The sequence below is a fragment of the Agrobacterium sp. LEGMi-208b genome (assembly GCF_059511785.1).
This window is the reverse complement of sequence record NZ_CM183446.1, coordinates 2,165,814-2,188,304: the sequence shown is the minus strand read 5'-3', so window position 1 is coordinate 2,188,304 and position 22,491 is coordinate 2,165,814. Positions and strand designations below refer to the sequence as shown.

Here is a 22,491-nt window from a genome sequence, read left to right as displayed (position 1 = left end):
TCATGGCCGATACCAACCCGCGCCAGTCGGATAGCAGCAAGTTTCCCGACCCTGTCTACAAGGAAACCGTGCTGCGCCCGCTTTTCGACGGCGCCAAGAACCACCATGTCGACGGCTTCCGCCGCATAGACCGCGCTCATCTGGTCATGCTGCGCGAGACCGGCATTCTCGATGCCGAAACAGCGGCGAAGATCGCCGGCGCGCTTGAGGATATCGACAGGACCATCGAGCCCTCCGAGCTCGTCTATACCGGCGAAGTCGAGGATTTCTTCTTTCTGATCGAGAAAGAACTGAAAGCCCGCATCGGCGTCGATGTCGCCGGCCGCCTGCACACGGCCCGCTCGCGTAACGATATCGATCACACGCTGTTCAAGATCGGCCTGAAAGACAAGATCGACACGCTCACCGCCAAGGCGCGTGTTCTGCTGAAAGCGCTGATCGATGCCGCCGAGCGTAACCAATCCACGCTGATCGTGGCCTATACGCATGGGCAGCCGGCCCAGCCCACCACCTTCGGCCACTATCTCTCCGCCGCCATTGAGGTGCTGATCCGGGATATCGACCGCTTCGCGGAGGCACGCCGCATCGTCGATCTTTCGCCGATGGGCGCTGCCGCCATCACGACCTCGGGCTTTCCCATCGATCGGGCACGGGTTACCGAATTGCTGGGCTTTGCCGCACCCTTACGCAATTCCTATTCCTGCATCGCCGCCGTGGATTATACGACGGCGACCTATGGCGCGATCGAACTGATGTTCCTGCATCTCGGCCGGCTTATTCAGGACTTCCAGTTCTGGACGAGTTTTGAGGTCGGCCAGATCTACGTGCCGAATTCGCTGGTGCAGATTTCCTCGATCATGCCGCAGAAACGCAACCCGGTGCCGATCGAACATCTGCGCCACCTCGCCAGCCAGACATTCGGCCGGGCGCGGACCGTGCTGGATGTGATGCACAATACGCCCTTCACCGACATGAATGACAGTGAGGGCGAAACCCAGGGCATGGGTTACGAAGCCTTCACTTCTGCCGGTCGGGTTCTCGATCTGCTCGCCAGCCTGGTTGGCCAGATCAGTATCGATCCTGAAAGGGTCGACCAAAACATCCGCCGATCCTGCATCACCATCACGGAACTGGCGGATTCGCTTGTCCGCATCGAAGACCTGTCGTTCCGCCAGGCGCATGAAATTGCCGCGACCGTCGCCAAAAGCGTCGTCGCGCTGAAGGGCGATCTGCCGAATGACGGTTACCAGCCGTTCCTCAAGGCATTCAGTGAACTGACGGGACGCGAGACCGGCATCGACGAGGACAAATTCAGGCAGATCGTCTCGCCGGAACACTTTGTCGCCGTGCGCGCCCGTTTTGGCGGCCCGGCGCCTGAACCCATGCGGGAAGCGATTGCGGCATATCGCGATAGGCTCGGCACTTTTGCGACGGAAGCCCAGCGGTTCGCCGATCACGAAGCGGCGAAAGCCGCCGAACTGGCAGAGAAATTCACCGCCCTGACGGGAGCGCGATAATGGCGACAATCGAACTCAATCAACTCGTGAAGCGCTACGGCAAGGTCGAAGCGGTCAAAGGCATAGATCTCGCCATTGAAGACGGCGAGTTCGTCGTTTTTGTCGGCCCTTCCGGCTGCGGCAAATCCACCACGCTGCGCATGATCGCCGGGCTGGAAGAGATTTCCGATGGCACGCTGAAGATCGCCGGCAACGTCGTCAACGAGAAAGAACCGAAACAGCGCAACATCGCCATGGTCTTCCAGAACTATGCGATCTATCCGCATATGACGGTTCGCCAGAATATCGGTTTCGGGCTTTATACATCAAAGCTCGACAAGACGGAAAAGAACCGCCGCATCGAAGAGGCCGGCCGGGTGCTGGGGCTTGAAGCCCTGCTCGACCGCCGTCCCGCGGCCCTGTCGGGCGGCCAGCGTCAGCGGGTCGCCATCGGCCGCGCCATGGTGCGCGATCCCGCAGCCTTTCTGTTCGACGAGCCGCTCTCCAATCTCGATGCGCAGTTGAGATCGCAGATGCGCATTGAAATCAAGCGCTTGCACCAACGTCTTAAGACAACAACCGTCTACGTCACCCATGATCAGGTGGAAGCCATGACCATGGCGGACCGTATCGTGGTGATGAAGGACGGTCATATCCTGCAGGTCGGCACGCCGACAGAACTTTACGAAACACCTGTCGATATCTTCACCGCCCGCTTCATCGGCAGCCCCTCGATGAACCTGCTGCGAGGGACCAAAACAACCAGCGGCGTTGCGCCCTCCGCCAACGGTGAGCTTCTGATCGGCGTCCGGCCGCATGATCTGCTGGTCGGCGAGAACGGTGCTGCACAGGGAACGTTTACACTTGAGGGAACGGTAACGGCAGTCGAGCCGCTGGGGCCGGAGACGCTTGTTCATCTGGATACGGACACCACCTCGGTGATCGCCACGGCCCGGGGCAAATCCATTCCCGCTGTCGGCAGCCGGTTGCAATGCCAGGCGACAACAGGCGCGCTTTATCTTTTCGATGCGAAAACGGAAAAGCTTCTGGGCCGCGCATGATGACAACAGAAAAAACAGCCGTCATCAGCATCGGCCGGATCTATTGCGACCTCATTTTCACCGGGCTCGATGAATTGCCTGTGCTCGGCCGGGAACTGTTTGCCCGCGACATGGAAATTGCCGCTGGCGGCGGCGCCTTCATTGCCGCCGCACATTTCGCCCATATAGGCCGCCCGGTTGCACTGCTGGCAAGGCTCGGCACCGATACGTTTTCGCGAGATATCGGTGAGAAAATGGCACAGAGCGGCGTGGACCTGCAGTTTCTGGAACATGCAACGGATGCCGGGCCTCAAGTTACGGTCGCGACGGTGGTTGGTCAGGACCGGGCATTTTTGACGCACCGCGCCGGTGCCGCCCGGCCGTCAACGCTGGATGCTGCCTTTGCATGGGACAAGGCGAGGCATCTGCACATCGCCGAATTCGCGACTCTGCACGAAATTCCCGAGCTGGTTTCGCGGGCCAAGGCGAGCGGATTGTCAGTCTCTCTCGACCCGAGTTGGGATGCAGCGCTGATCTACGACAAAGGCCTGCTCAAGGCCTGTGCCGGCGTCGATGTGTTTTTGCCCAATCTCGAGGAGGCGGAAGCGATCACGGGGCATTCAGACCCGGAGGCGGCCATCAGGACACTGGCGGAGGCTTTTCCCATCGTCGCGCTCAAAGGTGGCGCGGAAGGTGCATGGGTATCTTCTGCGGCCGGGCTTCACCATAACGCGGCCCAGAACGTCCCGGTCATCGACACAACTGGCGCAGGCGATGCCTTTAATGCCGGTTTTCTCGATGCATGGCTTCAGGGACAGGACGAACAGCAATGCCTCAAAGCCGGGGTCGCTGCGGGCAGTCTTGCCGTGCAGGCGGCAGGCGGTGCACCGAGGGTGACCGCCGCCGCTTGAGGCATCCTGCCTGTTTCACTCTCCGCGCGGAAACCGCTGGTTTTCCTCCAGCACGTTGAGGTCCATATGGTTGCGCATGTAGCGTTCCGAGGCCTTTTGCAGAGGCTGGTAATCCCACGGATAATAGGCGCCGTTGCGCAGCGCCTTGTAAACCACCCAGCGCCGCGCCTGGCTTTCGCGAACAGCGGCGTCGAACACCGGCAATTGCCAACGCCGGTCAATCTCGACGGAAAGCGATGAGAGAACGTCGCTGAAAGCGGGATCGCCGGCAAGATTGGTGCGCTCTTCCGGATCAGCCTCGATATCATAGAGCAGCGGCGGATCGGCCTCGCAGACCGACAGCTTGTAGCGCCCGTCCCTGATGGCGACGAGCGGTGCTATCGAGCCTTCGGCGGCATATTCCATCGGCACCGGGCCACGCCCGCCGGTCCCGTGAGCCAACGCCGCCAGATCTTCGCCATCCGTCCAGCGTTTGAGTGACGTAATATCAAGCCCGGCAAGTCCACACAGCGTCGGCGTGACATCGAGTGTCGAGACAGGGGCATCGATCAAAGCCGGCTGCCAACCGGGTGCGGCCACCATCAGCGGCACACGGGCGGAACCCTCGAAGAAACACATCTTGAACCACAGGCCACGCTCGCCCAGCATATCGCCATGGTCTGACAGGAAGAGGATGATCGTGTCCTCCTCCATCCGCGTCGCCCTCAGGACGTCGAGAATTTCGCCGACCTTTTCGTCGATATAGGAGATATTGGCGAAATAACCGCGTCGTGCCCGGCGTATCTGCTCGCCGGTGATCTCGAACGCCCCGTGATCGCAGGCTTCCAGCAGCCGTTTCGAATGCGGGTCGTGTTCATCGAAGGAAAGCGCTTCCGTCTCTGGGTCGAGCGCCGGGCAGTCTTCATAGAGGTCCCAGAATTTGCGCCGCGCCACATAGGGGTCGTGCGGGTGGGTGAAGCTGACCGTCAGGCACCACGGCCGGTCGTCAAGGCGGCGCGACAGGTCGTAAAGCTTGCGGGTGGCGTTATAGGCCACCTCGTCGTCATACTCCATCTGGTTGGTGATTTCGGCGACACCTGCGCCAGTCACCGAGCCGAGATTGTGATACCACCAGTCGATCCGCTCACCCGGCTTGGTATAGTCGGGTGTCCAGCCGAAATCGGCGGGATAGATATCCGTCGTCAGGCGCTCCTCGAAGCCATGCAGCTGGTCCGGGCCGACGAAGTGCATCTTGCCTGAAAGGCCGGTGTAATAACCCGCGGCCCGCAGGTGGTGCGCATAGGTCGGGATATCGGAAGCAAATTCGGCGGCATTGTCGTAAACCCGCGTGCGGCTCGGCAATTGCCCGGACATGAAGGAGGCGCGGGCCGGCGCGCAGAGCGGGCTTGCCGTATAGGTGTTGGCGAAGCGGACAGACCGCTTCGCCAATGTTTTGAGATGGGGCGCGTGGAGAAAATCAGCCGGACCATCGGGAAAAAACGTCCCGTTGAACTGGTCGGCCATCAGGATCAGGATATTGGGACGCGGCATTTCGACTTTCCGGCTTAGAGACCAAGCTTGCCTTTGACAACATCCGCACCCGGCTTGCCATCCAGCGTGGTGACGCCCTGCAGCCAGCCATCCAGCGCCTGCGGATTGGCCTTCAGCCAGGCCGCTGCCGCCGCCTTCGAATCCTCGCCACCGAGAATGGAGCCCATCAGGGTATTTTCCATGCCGATATCGAATTTCAGGTTCTTGAACAGCGTCGCCGCATTCGGGCATTGCTGCGGCCAGCCGGTGCGGGCGAGCGTATAAACTTCCGCGCCGCCGAAATTCGGACCGAAATAGGCGTCGCCGCCGGAGAGATAGGCGATATCGATCTTCTCATTCATGGGATGCGGCGCCCAGGCGAGGAAGACTACCGCCTTCTTGTCCCTGCCCGCCCGTTCCACCTGCGCCAGCATCGCCTGCTCACCGGATTCGACGAGCTGCCAGCCCTTCAGGCCGAAATCATTGGCGTCGATGATCTTCTGGATATTCTGGTTGGCCGGCGCACCCGGCTCGATGCCGTAAATCTTGCTTTCGAATTCATCGGCATGTTTGGCGAGATCGGCGAAATCCTTCACGCCCTTTTCCGCCATGTAAGAAGGCACTGCCAGCGTAAACTTCGCGCCTTCAAGGTTCTTCGTCATCACCTCGGCCGCCTTGGCGGCGTTCAGATCGTCCACGAAGGATTTCTGCGCCGGCATCCAGTTGCCGAGGAAAACGTCGATTTCGCCGTTCTTCATCGCCTGATAACCGATCGGCACCGACAGCGTCTTGACGTCAGCGTCATAACCCAAGGCATCGAGCAGCACGGAGGCAACGCCATTGGTGGCGGTGATGTCGGTCCAGCCCGGATCGCTGAGGCGGATGGTCTTGCAGGCCGCGTCATCGGCCGCCTGAAGCGGGGTTGAGAAGGCCGCCACGGACAGAAAAAGACCGGCGGCGATGCGATGCAGATGAGAAATGGTTTTCATTGCGGCTCCCCTTTTATCAATCCAGTTTATTGAACACCACGTTGCTTTTGCCTGTGAAGCGGGTATTTTTCGATAGTTGATATAAGGAATTTTAATGTCAGACCGGCCGCTTGATCTGGGATGGATGCGCATTTTCACCGAGGTTGCCCGCCGCGGCAGCCTGACGGCGGCGGCTGCATCCCTGCGGCTGACGCAGCCGGCGGTCAGCTATCAGATTCGCCGGCTGGAGGAGGAACTGGGTGTGGCGCTCGTGCAGCGCAGACATCGCGGCATCGAACTGACGACGGAGGGTCAGAGGCTGTTCGAGATCGTCTCTCGCAATGTCGACGCCATCGACCTTCTGGCGCAGCAGCTTCGCCGGACGGAGGAGCGGCAGACCATCCGTCTGCACACGGACTATGCCTTCTCGTCCCTGTGGCTCATCCCGCGCATGCACGGATTTCGCGCGCTCAACCCCGACATCAACATCCAGATCGTCGCCACGCAGGATCCGCTCGGCCAGGGCAAACACGACAGCGACGTGATGGTGATTTTCGGCACGCGGCAGGAGGCGGGCGAAGGAGCGGTATTGCTGCTTTCGGAAAAGGTCACGCCGGTCTGCTCGCCGGCGCTCCTGGTGGAAACGCCGGCACCGGCGGGTGTCGCTGATTTTTCACGCCATAAACTCATCCACCTCGAAAACACGTCACAGGCACACTGGTTCGACTGGACTGCCTATTTCAAGCATTTCGGCGTGCATCGCGGTGCCGAGCATGATGGCGGCGATATCAGCTTCAACAATTACACCATGGTGGTGCAGGCAACCATCGGCGAACAGGGTTTCGCGCTCGGCTGGGCCGGACTGGTCGATCCGTTGCTCGAGGCCGGCGTGCTGGTGACGGCAGGCCCGAGCCTCGATGCACCGGGACGCGGCTACTGGCTGATGCGGCCGAAAAGCAGCGACAGCGCGGTCAGAAAACTCACCGGCTGGCTGATCGACGAGCGGCGATGACGCCGCCCGCCCGCCTGTACCGTTTGCGGTTCAGATGGGATAATGCAGCGGCCCGTCCTGCAGCGTAACCCAGCGCAGCTCGGTGAATTCCGCAATGCCCGCTGTGCCGCCAAAACGGCCGTATCCGGAGGCCTTGACGCCGCCGAAAGGCATCTGCGCCTCATCGTGAACAGTCGGGCCGTTGATGTGGCATATGCCGCTTTCGATGCGGGCGGCAATGGCAAGCGCCCTTGCCTGATCCCTGCCGAAAATCGCGGCGGAAAGACCGAACTCGGTTTCGTTGGCGATGCTCACCGCCTCATCAATGCTGCCGGCCCGGATGATGGAGACGACGGGACCGAAGCTTTCCTCCGCATAAAGCCGCATGGCGGGCGTGACGCCATCGACGGCGATCGCATCCACCATCGTGCCATTGCCGCCGCCGCCCGCGACCAGCCGCGCGCCCTTGGAGACGGCATCATCCACCAGCGCCCGGATGCGCGATGTCGCTTCGGCGCTGACCAGCGAGCCGAGCGGTGTTTTGCCCTCACGCGGATCGCCGGCCGTGAGGCTCGAAGCTTTTTTGGCAAAGGCCTCGACAAATGTATCGGCAACGCTGTCGAGCACGATGATGCGCTCCGTCGACATGCAGATCTGGCCCTGGTTCATATAAGCGCCGAAGGCAGCAGCCGCGACAGCCGCATCGATATCGGCATCGTCAAGCACGATGAACGGCGCCTTGCCGCCAAGCTCCAGCAAAGCGGGTTTCAGATAACGGCCGGCCGTTTCGGCAATCACTCGGCCGACGCGGGTCGAGCCGGTGAAATTCACGCGTCTGACGGCGGGGTGCGCGATCAGCGTATCGACGATCTTTGCGGCATCTTCCGGCGCATTGGAGACGGCGTTGAGCACGCCCTTGGGCAGACCGGCGGAAGCGACGGCTTCGATGATCAGCGCATGGGTGCGCGGGCAGAGTTCCGAAGTCTTCATGACAACCGTATTGCCGCAGGCAAGTGGCGTGGCGATGGAGCGCACGCCGAGAATAACAGGCGCATTCCACGGCGCCATGGACAGGACAACACCTGCCGGCTGACGCAATGCCATTGCCATGGTTCCCGGACGGTTGGAGGGGATGATCTCGCCCTTGATCTGAGTGGTCAGGCTTGCCGCCTCGACCAGCATGTCGCTTGCCAGTTTGACGTTGAACCCGGCCCAGGCATCGGTTGCGCCAATTTCTTCCTTCATCGCCTGGGTGATATCAGGCCCGGCGGCGAGGAGCGCCTGCGCGGCAGCCAGGAGCAGGCGGCGGCGTTCACCGGGCGGGGTTGCCGACCAGACGGGAAAGGCAGCGGCCGCGGCATCGGCCGCACGGGTGGCGTCCTCCACCGTTGCTGCCGCAGCACTCGTCGCCACATCGCCGGTAATGGGGTTGCTGCGTTCGAAACGCTTGCCGTTCGCGGCCGGGCAATGATCGCCGCCGATGAAAAGATTGACAGTCTGCATGGTCTTTCTCCTGAGTTCAGACAATGGCGGCGGTGGTGCCGCCGAGAAACGCCCCTTGCACGGCGGGATCGGCAGACAGGGCCTCAGCCGTGCCTGCCCCGACGATCCGTCCTGCTTCCAGCAAATAACCGCGATCGGCAAGCGCAAGGCTTTCGCGCACATTCTGCTCCACGAGCAGAATGGAAAGGCCGCTCTTTTTGATCTCCGCCAGGGCGGCAAACAGTTCCTGCGTAACGATGGGCGCAAGGCCAAGGCTCGGCTCGTCCAGCAGCAGATAATCCGGCGCCGACATCAAAGCCCGCCCGATGGCGACCATCTGCTGTTCGCCGCCGGACATGGTGCCGGCAAGCTGCTGCCGCCGCTCCGCAAGACGCGGAAACAGTGCGAAAATATGCTCTCGTGTCGCCTTTTCCGCTGAACGGGCATGGCGGGGATTGGCCCCGAGACGGAGATTGTCCTCCACCGTCAGCGCCGCGAAAATTCCGCGCCCCTCCGGCACCAGCGCCACGCCCCGCTCCACGATCTGATGGGCGGGAACAGCGGCAAGCGACGAACCGTTGACGCGCACGTCTCCGGAGGCCGGAGCCACCATGCCGCCGACCGCTTTCAGCAGTGACGACTTGCCGGCTCCATTGGCACCGAGCAGCACCACCGTTTCGCCCTTGGCAACATTGAGCGATATGCCGTCAACCGCGAGGTGTTTGCCGTAACGGATTGTCAGTGCGTCTATTTCAAGCATGTGCCGCTCCCAGATAGGCGGAAATGACCTGCGGATCATCAAGCACCACGGCCGTCGGCCCATCGGCGATCTTGCGACCGGCCGCCATGACCACGGAACGCGGGCAGAGGGCGCGGACGGCGGCCATGATATGTTCCACCAGCAGGATCGTCGTACCCTGCGATGCCAGCCGCCGGATCAACGCTATTCCTTCCTGCAGCTCCGTGGGGTTAAGGCCCGCAAGCCATTCGTCGAGAAGCAGAAGCTTCGGTTCGCCCGCCAGCGCACGCGCAAGTTCAAGGCGTTTCTGATCGATATAGGTGAGATCGCCGGCCGGCATGGTTTCCCGCCCGGCAAGACCTATTCTTTCGAGGCAGGCGCGCGCGACCTTCTCCGCCTCGAGACGGGACAGGCGTTGTGGCCCGAACATGGCCGATACGGCAACGTTTTCAAGCAGGGAAAGCGACGGCAAAAGCCGCACCAGCTGGAAGGTGCGCGCCACGCCGGCACGCGCAATCACATCCGACCGCCGGCCGGCAATCTCCTGCCCTTTGAGCCGGATCGACCCTTCGGTGGGCTTCAGCGCCCCGGAGATCAGGTTCATCAGCGTCGTCTTGCCGGAACCGTTCGGCCCGAGCAGCCCGACGACCTCGCCCGCCTCGATGGTGAGGCCAAGGCCATCCACCGCCTTCAGCCCGCCGAAGGTCTTGCGGATATCGGTGATTTCGAGAACGGCGCTCATGCGGCTTTCTCCTTTTTGCGCAACTTCTCCAGCGCCGCCAGCACGCCATCCGGCAGAACAAAGACGATGAGGATGAAGAGGGCGCCGAGGATGATGGAAAAATGGTTGGGGAAATTGGCGCCCAGCCACTCGAACAGCAGGAACAGCGGCACCGCACCGAGAATGGGTCCCCAGCGGCGTGTGGCTCCGCCAAGCAACGCCATGATGACGGTGAGGAACGAGACCTGCGGATTAAAAACGATGGCCGGCTCGATATAGACCCAGCGCGGGGCCTGAATGGCGCCGACCAACGTGATGATCGTGGCGGAAAGCACGAAGAGCGCCAGCTTGGTGCGGGCGAGATTAATGCCCGCATGGGCGGCCACGACCTCGTCGTCACCGATTGCCTTCAGCGCCAGTCCGAGCTTGCTGCGGTCGATCAGGATTGCCAGCAGGAGGGTGATGACAGCCAGCGCCAGCAATTGCCAGAGCACATGCTGCGGCTCCAGCGGCAGGAAGATGTAACGCCCGAGCGTGCCGGTCACATTCACCTCATACCAGGTGATGAGCTGGCGGATGAGTTCGGCAAGGCCAAAGGAAAAGATCACGAAATAAATGCCGGCGACGCGCAGTGTGGAAAGCCCGACGACAAGCGCCAGCGCCGCGCCGACAAGGGCCGCGCACAGGAGCACGAGCGGCCATGGCAGAACCTCGCTCAGCACCGCAACCGTATAGGCCCCAACACCGAAGAAAGCGACGGTGGCGAGCGAAATATAACGGGTCGGACCGGAAAACATCGCCCAGGCGGAGGCGAGCGTCGCATAGCCCAGCAGGCCGATGATGACGCCGACGCCATAGGCATCGAAAAAGAAGGGGGAAAGCGCCAGCAGCGCAACTACTGCAAGGCCGATGAGAAGCGGGATCATTTGCCCCTCCTTGCGAAGATGCCTTCCGGACGCCAGAGCAGCACCACGAGGAAAAGCAGATAGGTGGCGGCAAGCGTGAGGCCGGGATCGACATAAACGAGCACGAAGGTCTCCACGAGACCGAGCAGCAGGCCGGCCACCAGCGCGCCCAGCAGATTGCCGACACCGCCCATGATGACGACGACAAGCGCCTTCATGGTGAAGACCACGCCATAGGAGGCGGAAAAGGTCTGGTACATCGAAATCATCACCCCGCCGGCCACGGCGAGCGCGCCGCCAAGGGCAAAGCCGATCGAGGCCACACGGTTCACATCAATGCCAACCAGCGGCGCGGATTTGGGCGCAAGCGCCACCGCCCGCAGGTTGAGACCCCAGCGGCTGTGGGTGAGCGCCAGATAAAGCCCGCCACCGATCGCGACCGACAGGCCGAAGGACAAGAGCCGGTTGAGTGCCACCGTCGTGCCGAAGATATCGACACCTTCGGCGAGATAAGAATAGGAATGGTAGTTGCCGCCAAACGCCACGAGCATGATGCCCTGGATAACGAAGAGCAGCCCGAAGGTCGCCAGAATGGAATCGACTTCCAGACGGCCGGAGCCGCCCGAACGGCGCACCAGCGGCCGCATCATGACCCGATAGATCGCGAACGACAGGCCGTAACCGAGCGGCACGATGATGAACAGCGACCAGAGCGGCGACAGGCCATAGCTGGAAAACAGCACGAAGGCGATGAAGGCAGCCGCAATCAGCACTTCGCCATAAGCAAGGTTCATGATGCGGGCGATGCCATATTGCAGCGAAAGTCCAAGCGCGATCAGCGCATAGGTCCCTCCCAGCATCAAGCCGAAGATGAGGGTGGATAAAAACAAGGGAATGTCTCCAGTCTGGAACATGGCGCAAGCCTGCCGGCCGGGGTTCACGGCCCCGGCCGGCAAAGGCTCACCATTGCGGCTTCGGAATGACCGGCTTTGCCGCGCCTGAACGGTCTGCCGGCGCAATCGCCACAAAGCGGTCACCCTGCCATTGCCCCGCCCACCAAAGCTGGCGAAGCTGGTTGTCCTCAAGCTTGACCGGGCCGATGACGGTGTCGAAGCTTCCCGTCGAAAGTTCATTTGCCACCGCCGCCTTATCAAGGCCGACGCGTTGAACGGACTGGGCCAGCATTTCGAGGCTCGCATAGGTGATGGCGCTTGCCCAACTGTCCGGCTTGGCGCCGATAAAGGCCTCGTGGCGCTTGAAATAATCCTCGATCCTGTCGCTGCTGCCATCGACGCCGCCGATGCTGATCACGCCTTCCTGCTTGCCATCGGAGACCTTCGGGAAAATCGGGAAAGCACCGCCGACGCCGACATAAAGAACCTTCGGGTTAAACCGGGCCGTCTGCGCCTGTTTCGTTACCGCAAAACTGTCGGGCGGATAGGAAAAGGCGATGAAGCTGTCGGCACCGCTCGCCGCCGCCTCGTTCACAAGTGCTGCGAAATCCGAGGTGCCAACCGGATAGGTCTTGTCATAGGCGAGTGTGAAACCCGCTTCCTTCAGCGCCGGTCGCGCAGCCTTGATGAGATCGATGCCGAAACCGTCAGCCACGGAAATCACCGCGACCTTGTCGTTGATCTGGCCGGCCTCGCGCGCGGCTTTCAAAACGTCGGCCAGCGCATTGGCATAATCATGGCCGCCGCCCAGCATCCAGAAGCTCTTCTTCCAGCGCGCGGCAAATTCGGGCGCCTTATCGGTCACACCGGTCACCGCAAGCTGCGGATAACCGAAGCGCTCATAAAGCGGTGCGACGGCCAGATTGAAGCCCGTGCCCCATGGCGGCAAAATGAAATCGACCTTGTCCTGGCTGGCCAGACGCTCGGTGAACCGCACCGCATCCTCGGCCGAGGAACGGTCGTCATATTCGACCACTTCCACCGGCAGGCGCTTGCCATCCGGCAAAGTGAGGCCGCCGGCATCGTTGACCTCCTTCACCCATAATTTGTAGTTCGGAATGGTGGTGATGCCAGCACCTGTGGCATTGGCGCCGCTTTTTGAAACGGCATAACCGATCTTCACCGATGTGCGGTCCTGCGCATTGGCAACACCGAAAGATACCGCCGACAGGGCAGCACCGGAGAGCAGGCAGAACAGCGTTCTGCGCTTCAGACTATTCATGATGTTCCTCCCAAAGCGCCTTATCGGGGTTGCCGTTCTCCTCAAGGCTTTCCCCTGCGCTGATCAAAGTTTAGCAATGACAGCCGCATATAAAATGCACTAGTGTAGCGCATTATTGTACTTTTGGAGGGTTGAATGCCGCTGCAAAGCCAGATTGCCGGCAATCGCGTGGAGATCACGGCACGCATCCTCGCCTCGACGCTGCGGGTATCCGAATTCCGGCTGGAATCGGACATCGCCCATCTGCTTCTCCTTTCCTCTGGGGAAGCCGAGATCATACAGGGCGAAAAGACGCTGCCTGTCCCGGCACCGGGGCTCGTCTGGCTGCCCATCGGCCCCGCGGGCCGCCTGCGGCTGACTGCCGGAAGCCGTGGATCGCTGCTGAGGACGAGCGAAATCGGGCTTGCCCACGCGATGCCCACCGGCACGAGCGCCAGCGCCGTGCGCAACATATTGCAACGCGTTCTGACGCAGGTGCCAGCGGAAAAGGACGGACAGGAACTGGCGGGTTATCTCGAGACCATCGCCAGCGAAAACGTCCGCGCGACAACCGGTTCGGAGACGATCATCGCCAGCCTGCTCTCCGTCACCCTCATCCGCCTCTGCCAGCACGCCATCGCCGATATTGCCGCCGCCATCTCCACCCCCGGCAGCCTCACCGAACGGTTCGTCCTGCTGGTGAGCCAGCACAAGCGCGACCAATGGGGCGTGGATGACTATGCCAAATATCTGAGTGTGAACCGTGAACGCCTCGGATTTGCGGTGCGCAAGGCCACGGGGCTTTCGCCGCAGGCCTATATTCACCGGGAACTGCTATCCGAAGCACGCGACCTTCTTCTCAACTCATCGCTGCAAGTTGCTGAAATCGCGTTCCGATTGGGATTTCAGGATCCCGGCTACTTCAATCGCTTCTTCACCCGCAACGAGGGCACCTCTCCCGGACGTTTCCGCCGGGCCGCAATGCGAATGCAGAACGTGCCGCCGCCATCCTATGCGGCCTGGCCGTGACTAACAGGCGGCTGAGAATCAGGCCGCCTCCAGTTCTTTGATATTGGCAAGGTCCGCTTCCAGCCTTGCAGCGGCGGCCTTAATGTCGAAGGCGTTCTGCAAGTTCAGCCAATATTCCGGTGTGGTCTTGAAAAACTTCGCCAGACGCAAGGCGGTGTCGGCGGTAATGCCAAGTTTCTCTCCCACTATCCGTTCTATGCGGGTGCGGGGAATATTGAGGTGCTTTGCAAGAGCGTATGCCGACATGCCCAGCGGCTCAAGATAGAGTTCCCGCAGGATTTCGCCCGGATGGATCGGAGGCGATTTACTGATTGTCATGATCACTGGCCCTCCTTGGCCTATTTGTCACGAGCCTCTCCACGAGAATGACCGACTAGTGATAGTCGGTTATTTCCACGCTTTCCGGCCCCGCTTCTGTCCATACGAAGCAGATGCGCCACTGCTTGTTGATCCGGATCGAATATTGGCCCTCACGGTCGCCGGACAGCTTTTCCAAACGGTTGCCGGGCGGTGACCGAAGGTCTTCAACCGTGGTCGCCGCATCCAGAATCGTGAGTAGTTGCTGGGCGCGACGTACCAGATCGGCGGGAAAGCCCTTCTTCACAGATCCATCGTCAATCGATGCCGTCAGCTTGTTTTTGAAAGAACGGATCATTGCTGGCCTCGTGATATTGGTATCATAAACAGATACGCACAGAAGTCAACAAAACCGTATCTTAAAAAGATACGTTATTGCTGCCCCGCCACCACCCGGTGCCGCCCGATCGGCAGCATCATCGGCTTGCCCGAGGTCGGATCTTCGATGACGCGGCTTTCGATGCCGAAGACGTGGCGGACATTGTCTTCCGTCAGCACCTCTTCCGGCGTGCCGAAGACATGCAGCTTTCCGTCCCGCATGGCGACGAGATGATCGGCATATCGGGCTGCGAGATTAAGATCGTGCAGCACCATGACGATGGTGGTCTCACGGGCGCGGTTGAGGTCGGTCAGAAGATCCAGCACTTCGACCTGATGGCTGATATCGAGGAAAGTGGTCGGTTCGTCCAGCAGCAATATATCGGTCTGCTGGGCGAGCGCCATGGCGATCCAGACGCGTTGCCGCTGGCCGCCGGAAAGCTCGTCCACCGGCCGCTCGGCCAGTTCCACCGTATCGGTGGCGGCAAGGGCCGCGGCGACGGCCTCATCGTCCTGCCGCGACCAGCGGGCGAACAGGCCGTGATGCGGGTGCCGGCCCCGGCTGACGAGATCGGCAACCACGATGCCCTCCGGCGCGATCGGCGATTGCGGCAGAAGGCCCATGCGCCGTGCGAGCTCGCGCGAGGCAAGACGATGGATCGATTTCCCATCGAGCAGAACCTGACCGGCGCGTGGCGTGATGAGCCGCGACATGCTGCGCAGCAGGGTGGACTTGCCGCAGGCATTGGCGCCGACGATGACGGTGATCTTCCCGCGCGGAACGGTGAGATCCAGTCCTTCGATGATCATGTTTTCGCCGTAGCCGGCGGACAGGCCGCTTACGGAAAGGGAGTGGCCGGTCATAACGAGCCTCCGCTGCGGTTGACCCGCACGATCAGGTAAATGAGATAGGGCGCCCCGAGTGCGCCCGTGACGACGCCGACCGGATAACGGCCCGGCAACAGGAACTGGCCGCAATAATCCCCCACCAGCACCAGCGCCGCGCCGACCAGCGCTGCGGGAAGGAGCAGCGAGCCGTTGCTGCCGACGATGCGCGCCGCAATCGGTCCGGAGAGAAATGCAACAAACGCGACAGGCCCGGAGACCGCCGTTGCAAAGGCGATCATGCCGACGGCGGCGATGATGACGAGGATGCGGGTTCGCCCGACCGATACACCGAGCGCCGAGGCGGCATCGTCGCCCAGTCTCAAGGCTTCGAGATCACGTGCGCGGCTGATGAGCAGGCCACCGAACAGGATAAGCGCGATAAGGAGCGGCAGCAGCTGCGCCATCTTCGCGCCGTTGACGCTGCCGGTCAGCCAGCGCATCGCCTCCTGCAGCGTCCATGCCGGGGCGACGGAGAGAATATAGGCAATGAAGCTCTCCAGCATGGCCGACACACCGATACCGACGAGGATCAGCCGCGTACCGGCCACGCCGTTGCGGAAGGACAGGAGATAGACGGCGAGCGCGACGCCAAGACCGGCGGTGACGGCGAAGACCGAGACCAGCGGCCCGTTCATCTGCAGGACGACGATGGCGAAAACGGCCGCCGCGCTCGCCCCGGAGCTGATGCCGATAATATCGGGGCTGGCGAGCGGGTTGCGCAGCATGATCTGGAACGCGACGCCGCCGAGCCCGAAGCTCAGACCTGCGAGAACCGAGAGCACGGCGCGCGGCAGCCGCAGCTGCCCGACGGTGAAGGAGATGCCGGCGATATCCTCTCCCAGCAGAACACGAATGACGTCGCCGGGTGGCGTGAAGGATTGTCCGAGCATCAGCGTTGTTGAAAAGGCAGCGATCAGAAGCGCCGACAGGCTGGCGATGACAAGCCGACGCCTGCGCTTTCGGGCGTGCCGATTGAAAACGAGATTCTTAATAATGGCAGCGTGCATGGTCACAATTCGCGCACCCTCTGACGTCTGACGATCCAGATGAAAAAGGGCGCACCGACAAGCGCGGTGACAATGCCGACATCGAGTTCGGAAGGCCGCGCCACAATGCGCCCGACAATATCGGCCGCGATCAGCAGACACGCCCCGCCCAGCGCCGAAAAAGGCAGCAGCCAGCGATTGTCCACGCCGACAAGCAGGCGGCAAAGATGCGGTACCACAAGCCCGACAAAACCGATCGGCCCGCAAATGGCGGTAGCCGCTCCGCAGAGAAGAATGGCGCCAAAGGAAGCCACGGCTCGAGCCACCGCGACATTTTCACCAAGCCCGGCCGCGAGTTCGTCTCCGAGCGCCAGAGAATTCAGCTTGCGCGCCGAAAGCAGGCTGATGATGAAACCGGCGGCGAGGAATGGCAGCACTGTCTCGATGCGCTCGAAGGTCGCTCCGCCGACGCCGCCGATCTGCCAGGAGCGGATGCCGCCGGCAATATCGCTGCGGGGCAGGACGACGGCGATGACGAGCGAGGAGAAGGCGACGGAGGTGGCAGCGCCCGCAAGAGCGAGTTTCAGCGGGGTCGCCCCACCCCGCCCCAGCGAGCCGACGACATAAACGAAAACCGCAGACGCCCCCGCCCCGGCAATCGCCGCCATGATGAAGGCCTGAGCCGAGGCGATGCCGAACCAGACGATGCCGATGACGACGGCAAGCGATGCCCCCATATTGACACCGAGAATGCCGGGATCAGCAAGCGGGTTGCGGGTGACACCCTGCATGATGGCCCCGGCCAGCCCGAGTGCGGCGCCGGAAAGCAGGGCGAGCAGCGTGCGCGGCAGGCGCACGGCAACCGCCGCCTCGGCAACCGTCTCGACGCGGCCGCTAAGCCCGCCCAGAATATCGGCAAGAGTAACGTCACGCGTGCCGATGGCGACGGAAAGCGCACAGAGCAGCGCGAGAAGCGCCAGCACCACGAACGCCCAGACGGTTCGCGTGCGGCTGGAGCGGCCGGCGAGCAGCATCGTCCTTGCTTTACCGGGTCCGGAAATCGTCACTGCGATTTCCCGGAGGACTTGCCGGCGGCCTTTGCAAGAAGATCGGCATAGTCTTTCAATACCCACGAAATCGATAGCGGCGTAGGGTTTGAAGCGGTGCCGAGCGGATCGCGGCCCAGCATGACGACGGCATTGTTGGAAACGGCCGGCATGCGCGCCAGAAGCGGATCGGCGCGCATGGCCTTAAGAAGCGGCTCGCTGCCATAGGTCACGACGATATCGACATCATCGAAGGCATCGACACGCTCTGCGCTGACGCCGGCGGCAAACTGCCCCGGCTTCGTCGCTTCCATGACGCTTTTTGGAGAGGTGAGACCGAGATCGGCGAAGAACTTCACCCGGGTGTCATTGGCCGTATAAAAATTGACGACGCTGAGATTGGTGGCGTCGAGATGGGTGACGAACATCGCCGACTTGCCCTTCAGCTGCGGGTGACCGGCGACCACCTGCGCGATCTCACCCTCGATGCGTTTGATGAGCGCCTCACCTTCGGCCGCCATGCCAAGGCCGGCGCTGTTCAGCCGGATCGTCTCGCGCCAATCCGTCGCCCAGGGGGACACCGGATAGGCGACGACAGGTGCGATCTGGCTCAGCGTATCGTAATCGGACTGGCTGAGGCCCGAATAGGCGGCAAGGATGACATCCGGCTGCGTCGCCGCCACGGCCTCGAAATCGATACCGTCGCCCTCGTCGAACAGCACCGGCTTTACCGCATTGAGCTCGGTAAGCCGCTTCGCCACCCACGGCAGCAGGCCGTCGCCATCGTCGTCGCCGAAATTGGCGGCCGCAAAACCGACGGGCACGATGCCGAGCGCCAGCGGCACCTCATGGTTCGCCCAGGCGACAGTCGCGACCCGCTGCGGTTTCTTCGCAATCGTGGTGGTACCGAACGCATGTTTGATGACGATGGGATAGCTGGTCGTCTCGTCCGCGGCGGCAAAATCAGGCGCGATCATCGACAGGAAAAGCATGAATGCCGGAATGAGGCAGCGGAACGGGCGAAGCATTGGTGAGCTCTCATAAGTTCAAAAGTGGACTTGAACTCTCAGCTTCAATTGCCCCCGTCAAGCCCAGGCAGGAAATGCTGCCGCAACAGCGGTGAAATTTCCGGGGTTTTGTACAAAACCGCAGAAAGTTACAATACCGGACAAAGTTTCTCAAGTTATTGGGCGCTTCGAGAGTGGGCCGTGGAAACGGCGATCGGGGCATCAAGGTCTGGAACATACCCATGAATATCGAAACCGAAGGCAGACACCGCAAAAATGCGCGACGTCGTTACCAGGATGCGGCGCTGCTTGCCTGCACGGCGCTTGTCGCCACCCTCCCCGGCGCCTTGCTGGCGCAGGAGGCTGCCAACACAAACAGCAGCACGGTTCTGGAACAGATCACCGTCGAAAGCGGTGACAATGACCAGAAATCCATCGTTGCCTCCCGCACAACGAGCGGCAGCAAGATGGCGACCGATATTCTCGACACGCCGGCCTCCGTTTCGGTCATCACCGCCAAGGAAATGCAGCAGCGCGGCGTGCAGACCGTGGAAGAGGCGCTGCAATATACCGCCGGTGTGACCACGGATTTTTACGGTTCCGACGACCGTTTCGATTATTTCAAGATTCGCGGTTTCGACGCCTATACCTATCGCGACGGCCTGACGCTCGGCCGTCCCTTCGGCGCGCTGCGCGAGGAAACCTATGCCTATGAGCGCGTGGAAGTGCTGAAGGGCGGCAACTCCACCACCTTTGGCGTCTCGGATCCCGGCGGTTCGGTGAACTATTCCACCAAGGTGCCGAAACGCACCCGTTTCGGTGAAGCCTATATCACCGGCGGCTCCTACGGCCGCGCCGAAACCGGCTTCGATTTCGGCGACAACATCACCAGCGACGACACGTTGTCCTATCGCCTGACCGGCAAGCTCAGAAACGCCGATGCGGAATATGACTATTCCCGCGACGACGAGAAATTCTTCATGGGCGGCCTGACCTGGCGCCCGACCGACGTCACCAGCCTGACCGTCGTCTACGATCACCTCAACAAGGATGGCGTTCCCGGTGGCGGCGGCCATCCGGTCGGCTCGCATTTCGACCGGAGCCGCTTCTTTGGCGAACCGGACTACAATTATCGCGGCACGAACCGCAATTCGCTGAGCGTGATGTTCGACCACGATTTCGGCTCGGGCCTGACCTTGAGTTCCAATGCGCGCTACAGCAAGGCGAATACGGACTTCGGTTATGCCTATATCTCGTCGACGCCGACAAACGGTTCGACGATCGCCAACCGGTCCTATTTCGGCAACGACACCGAGACCGAAAATTTCCTGATCGACACGCGCCTCCAATATGATACGCGGTTTGAAAATGTCGAAAGCCGCAGCCTCGTCGGCGTCTTCTATAACGACTACACCTCCGGCAGCAAAAGCTACTTCGGCGCAGCGCCGAGCATCAACTGGATGAATCCGGTCTATACCGGCGCACCCGCATCGGTGCCGCTCTATGCCGATTCCCTGACGGACCAGAAGACCAAGGCGATCTATCTCCAGCAGGACTTCACCTTCTTCGACCGGCTGATAGTCAGCGCCGGCCTGCGCAACGACTGGATCGATACGACACAGACCAACCGGCTGCGCGGCACCTCGGCCAGCGGCGATATCAGCGAACTGACAAAGCGGATCGGCGTGTCCTACAAGGTCACCAACGAGATCGCGCCCTATGTCAGCTATGCCGAATCGGTGGTTCCGGCATCCGGTCTGACGGTAGAGCCCGAACGCGGCGAGCAGATCGAACTCGGCGTGAAATATCGTCCGGACGCGTTCCCGGCCCTGTTCACCGCCTCGATCTACGATCTGAAGAAAAACAACATCACCGTCACCAGCCCGATCACGAGCCTGCCCACGACCATCGGCGAGGTGCGCGTGCGCGGTCTCGACCTCGAAGCCAAGGCGGAGGTGACCGACAATCTCAGCCTGACGGCCGCCTATTCCTATCTCGACGCGGAAATCACCGAAAACGGCACCGGCGGCAATGTCGGCAACCGGCCGCAATTCGTGCCCGAGCATCAGGCTTCACTGTGGGTCAACTACACGCTTGCAGGCAACGACCACTTCGGCGACATGACCTTCGGTCTCGGTGGCCGCTACACCGGCGCCTATTATTTCGACAATGCCAACAAGGTCGAAACCGGAAGCAGCGTGACCGTGGATGCGGCGTTCAGCTACAAGATTCAGGAAACCGCCTCGCTGGACGTCAATGTTTCCAACATCTTCAACGAAAAACACGTCTCTTATGGCGGGTTCGGCGCTGACTTCTACAATCCCGGCCGGGCGTTTTCCGTGACTTTGCGAAAGACGTGGTGAAAAAAAGATATCCATTTCAAATTATTAAACGATAATCCTAATGCTTGACGTCATCCTCGGGCTTGTCCCGAGGATCCAACCACGTATCGTAAAGTCACAAGGTCGCAGATCCTCGGGTCGAGCCCGAGGATGACGTCGAGCAAGGTTTGCGGACACGTCGGCGATTGCCTGTAGAAGGCAAAGGCCACCCCCCTCAAAGCAGCCTGTGCAGCCGTCGCCAAGCCGCGGGCGTGTTACCCACGGACTGGCGGAACGCCTTGGTCAGATGGGCCTGATCGGAAAAGCCAAGCTGCGCGGCGATATCGGCCACGGTCAGATCACCTTCCAGCAGAAGTTTCTGGGCGACATTGATGCGCCGCTCCAGTTGCCATTGCAGCGGCGTCTTGCCGGTGGTCTGACGAAATACGGTCGCGAACCAGCTTTCCGAAAGCCCGACAATATCGGCCATCTCGGCAACCGTCATACGGTCATCGCCGCGCCTTTCGACCTGGGCAAGAAGCTTGTTCAACTGCGCCTGCGTCAGCCTGCCATTGGCCTGCTCCGGCGAAGGGCCGGGAATATCCAGCAGGCCGGCAACGATGCTGCCGACGAGACTTTCCGCATAGACCGCATGTTTCGAGGGTTCGGCCAGTTCATCGACAAGCAGGCCGGCGAGGGTCTCCACCGAGCCGATATCCTGTATTTCGACTGGACGGCGCAGCGCCGTCATCGCGGCAGAACTGCCAACGGAAGGTGACAGGAAACGCAACAGACGGTCCTTGTGGATATGCAAATTGAGATGCGAGAACCGATGGGTGGCGCTGCTGCTCGTCCACATCGGCACGCCGGCCGGCACATAAACCGCCCGTGTCATCGGCCGCGAATGGTTGGTGAACTCGCCGTTACGGTTGGACATACGGATGCGCGAGGAGACATCGTTGAAAAAAATCATGATGCGCGGATCGGCAGCGAGATAATAACCCTTCGCCCCCATCTGGCTCTCCGCCTCCCAGAAAGCACTGACCAGCCCGTCGAACTGGCGCCACTTCACCGGCGCAGTGACGCTGATCCCTTCCGTGTGCCAGGTCATGGAATGCCAGAAACTCAATGCAGGTACCGTCCGGTTGTCGGGTCTAGGTCGAGGGCTTGGAAAGACGCGCGTACCATGCCAGTCATCGCGCTCAGCCCCAATAACATGACTTATCAATTCATGTTAATAGCAAAGATCGTTATAAAGAGAAACATTCGCTGACGCGACAGCTCTGGAACCTCTGCCCGGGACACCCGTTGAACTCCTGACAGGATGCAACAAGGAAGACCATCATGGACAGCAAGAAAGAACCGGGCAATTTCGCCGACAAGAAGCGCGAAGAGAAGGGCCATGGCGTCATCGTGGCCGGACCGGATGCGCATGAAAACGAAAAGAGCGGCAAGGCCCCCTCGGCAAAGGCCGAAAAATCCTCACCCGGCAAGCCGGCTTCGTCTGCAGCTCGGCGATAGGAAACGCGTGCGATTGCGGGGAGACTGGGACTGATAAAGGTCCGGGAACCTCGCCTCGCTGTGTCGGAGTATATGGGCGGAGGCAGATGATGCATCCCCACC

22 protein-coding genes are annotated in these 22,491 nt (G+C 61.2%); 7 read left to right on the top strand and 15 right to left on the bottom strand.

Annotated features, from left to right (window positions below; all coding sequences use genetic code 11):
* Window positions 1–2 precede the first annotated feature (2 nt).
* The 3 genes from argH to AC5YUO_RS24480 are packed head-to-tail and all read left to right on the top strand — an operon-like array spanning window position 3 to window position 3,447.
* Window positions 3–1,517, top strand: a complete 1,515-nt coding sequence (gene argH / locus AC5YUO_RS24490) for an argininosuccinate lyase (protein WP_496155605.1) — start codon at window positions 3–5, stop codon at window positions 1,515–1,517.
* Window positions 1,517–2,557, top strand: coding sequence for an ABC transporter ATP-binding protein (locus AC5YUO_RS24485; RefSeq protein ID WP_496155604.1), 1,041 nt, complete (start codon window positions 1,517–1,519; stop codon window positions 2,555–2,557). Before argH ends, AC5YUO_RS24485 begins: the two co-directional genes overlap by 1 nt.
* Complete coding sequence (locus tag AC5YUO_RS24480) at window positions 2,554–3,447, top strand: carbohydrate kinase family protein (protein WP_496155603.1); 894 nt, start codon at window positions 2,554–2,556, stop codon at window positions 3,445–3,447. Before AC5YUO_RS24485 ends, AC5YUO_RS24480 begins: the two co-directional genes overlap by 4 nt.
* A gap of 15 nt (window positions 3,448–3,462) precedes the next feature.
* Here the strand turns inward: AC5YUO_RS24480 and betC are convergent, their stop codons facing one another.
* Both betC and choX read right to left on the bottom strand, forming a co-directional pair.
* Window positions 3,463–4,977, bottom strand: coding sequence for a choline-sulfatase (betC, locus tag AC5YUO_RS24475; protein ID WP_496155602.1), 1,515 nt, complete (start codon window positions 4,975–4,977; stop codon window positions 3,463–3,465).
* 14 nt (window positions 4,978–4,991) lie between these two features.
* Complete coding sequence (choX, locus tag AC5YUO_RS24470; RefSeq protein WP_496155601.1) at window positions 4,992–5,945, bottom strand: choline ABC transporter substrate-binding protein; 954 nt, start codon at window positions 5,943–5,945, stop codon at window positions 4,992–4,994.
* Between the two features lie 94 nt (window positions 5,946–6,039).
* Here choX and AC5YUO_RS24465 point away from each other — a divergent pair, with 94 nt between their 5' ends.
* Complete coding sequence (locus tag AC5YUO_RS24465; protein ID WP_496155600.1) at window positions 6,040–6,936, top strand: choline sulfate utilization transcriptional regulator; 897 nt, start codon at window positions 6,040–6,042, stop codon at window positions 6,934–6,936.
* A gap of 30 nt (window positions 6,937–6,966) precedes the next feature.
* On the opposite strand, the gene AC5YUO_RS24460 is transcribed toward AC5YUO_RS24465, so the two are convergent.
* Genes AC5YUO_RS24460 through AC5YUO_RS24435 form a run of 6 tightly spaced genes read right to left on the bottom strand, consistent with a single transcriptional unit; the run spans window position 6,967 to window position 12,937 of the window.
* A complete protein-coding gene (locus AC5YUO_RS24460; protein WP_496155599.1) occupies window positions 6,967–8,418 on the bottom strand; it encodes an aldehyde dehydrogenase in 1,452 nt (483 codons plus the stop codon).
* A 16-nt stretch (window positions 8,419–8,434) separates the two neighbouring features.
* Entirely contained in the window at window positions 8,435–9,157 is a 723-nt protein-coding gene (locus AC5YUO_RS24455) for an ABC transporter ATP-binding protein (RefSeq protein WP_496155598.1), read from the bottom strand.
* Window positions 9,150–9,878, bottom strand: a complete 729-nt coding sequence (locus AC5YUO_RS24450; RefSeq protein WP_496155597.1) for an ABC transporter ATP-binding protein — start codon at window positions 9,876–9,878, stop codon at window positions 9,150–9,152. Before AC5YUO_RS24450 ends, AC5YUO_RS24455 begins: the two co-directional genes overlap by 8 nt.
* A complete protein-coding gene (locus AC5YUO_RS24445) occupies window positions 9,875–10,783 on the bottom strand; it encodes a branched-chain amino acid ABC transporter permease (RefSeq protein ID WP_496155596.1) in 909 nt (302 codons plus the stop codon). The genes AC5YUO_RS24450 and AC5YUO_RS24445 overlap by 4 nt, the downstream gene beginning before the upstream one ends.
* The gene (locus AC5YUO_RS24440) at window positions 10,780–11,676 is read right to left on the bottom strand and encodes a branched-chain amino acid ABC transporter permease (protein ID WP_496155595.1); all 897 of its coding nucleotides are present in this window, start codon (window positions 11,674–11,676) and stop codon (window positions 10,780–10,782) included. Before AC5YUO_RS24440 ends, AC5YUO_RS24445 begins: the two co-directional genes overlap by 4 nt.
* Window positions 11,677–11,722: 46 nt before the next feature.
* A complete protein-coding gene (locus AC5YUO_RS24435; protein ID WP_496155594.1) occupies window positions 11,723–12,937 on the bottom strand; it encodes an amino acid ABC transporter substrate-binding protein in 1,215 nt (404 codons plus the stop codon).
* Between the two features lie 135 nt (window positions 12,938–13,072).
* Here AC5YUO_RS24435 and AC5YUO_RS24430 point away from each other — a divergent pair, with 135 nt between their 5' ends.
* Window positions 13,073–13,945: a helix-turn-helix transcriptional regulator gene (locus tag AC5YUO_RS24430; protein WP_496155593.1), complete on the top strand. Its 873-nt coding sequence runs from the start codon at window positions 13,073–13,075 to the stop codon at window positions 13,943–13,945.
* Window positions 13,946–13,963: 18 nt separating this feature from the next.
* Here the strand turns inward: AC5YUO_RS24430 and AC5YUO_RS24425 are convergent, their stop codons facing one another.
* The 6 genes from AC5YUO_RS24425 to AC5YUO_RS24400 form a co-directional block, all read right to left on the bottom strand.
* Window positions 13,964–14,263: a HigA family addiction module antitoxin gene (locus tag AC5YUO_RS24425; RefSeq protein ID WP_149900963.1), complete on the bottom strand. Its 300-nt coding sequence runs from the start codon at window positions 14,261–14,263 to the stop codon at window positions 13,964–13,966.
* Between the two features lie 55 nt (window positions 14,264–14,318).
* Entirely contained in the window at window positions 14,319–14,600 is a 282-nt protein-coding gene (locus AC5YUO_RS24420; RefSeq protein ID WP_020009805.1) for a type II toxin-antitoxin system RelE/ParE family toxin, read from the bottom strand.
* A gap of 74 nt (window positions 14,601–14,674) precedes the next feature.
* Window positions 14,675–15,484 (bottom strand): ABC transporter ATP-binding protein, encoded by an 810-nt coding sequence (locus AC5YUO_RS24415; protein WP_496155592.1) that lies wholly within the window; start codon window positions 15,482–15,484, stop codon window positions 14,675–14,677.
* Window positions 15,481–16,515 carry a FecCD family ABC transporter permease gene (locus AC5YUO_RS24410; protein ID WP_496155591.1) on the bottom strand — a complete coding sequence of 345 codons (1,035 nt, stop codon included), beginning with the start codon at window positions 16,513–16,515 and terminating at the stop codon, window positions 15,481–15,483. Before AC5YUO_RS24410 ends, AC5YUO_RS24415 begins: the two co-directional genes overlap by 4 nt.
* A 2-nt stretch (window positions 16,516–16,517) precedes the next feature.
* Window positions 16,518–17,561, bottom strand: a complete 1,044-nt coding sequence (locus AC5YUO_RS24405; protein WP_496155590.1) for a FecCD family ABC transporter permease — start codon at window positions 17,559–17,561, stop codon at window positions 16,518–16,520.
* Window positions 17,558–18,568 carry an iron-siderophore ABC transporter substrate-binding protein gene (locus tag AC5YUO_RS24400; protein WP_496155589.1) on the bottom strand — a complete coding sequence of 337 codons (1,011 nt, stop codon included), beginning with the start codon at window positions 18,566–18,568 and terminating at the stop codon, window positions 17,558–17,560. The genes AC5YUO_RS24405 and AC5YUO_RS24400 overlap by 4 nt, the downstream gene beginning before the upstream one ends.
* A gap of 221 nt (window positions 18,569–18,789) precedes the next feature.
* Here AC5YUO_RS24400 and AC5YUO_RS24395 point away from each other — a divergent pair, with 221 nt between their 5' ends.
* Window positions 18,790–20,910 (top strand): TonB-dependent siderophore receptor, encoded by a 2,121-nt coding sequence (locus AC5YUO_RS24395; protein WP_496155588.1) that lies wholly within the window; start codon window positions 18,790–18,792, stop codon window positions 20,908–20,910.
* Window positions 20,911–21,103: 193 nt separating this feature from the next.
* On the opposite strand, the gene AC5YUO_RS24390 is transcribed toward AC5YUO_RS24395, so the two are convergent.
* Window positions 21,104–21,997, bottom strand: coding sequence for a helix-turn-helix domain-containing protein (locus AC5YUO_RS24390; RefSeq protein WP_496155587.1), 894 nt, complete (start codon window positions 21,995–21,997; stop codon window positions 21,104–21,106).
* A 215-nt stretch (window positions 21,998–22,212) separates the two neighbouring features.
* Between AC5YUO_RS24390 and AC5YUO_RS24385 the strand changes: the two genes are divergently transcribed.
* Complete coding sequence (locus tag AC5YUO_RS24385) at window positions 22,213–22,389, top strand: hypothetical protein (RefSeq protein WP_400815574.1); 177 nt, start codon at window positions 22,213–22,215, stop codon at window positions 22,387–22,389.
* The last annotated feature ends 102 nt before the right edge of the window (window positions 22,390–22,491 follow it).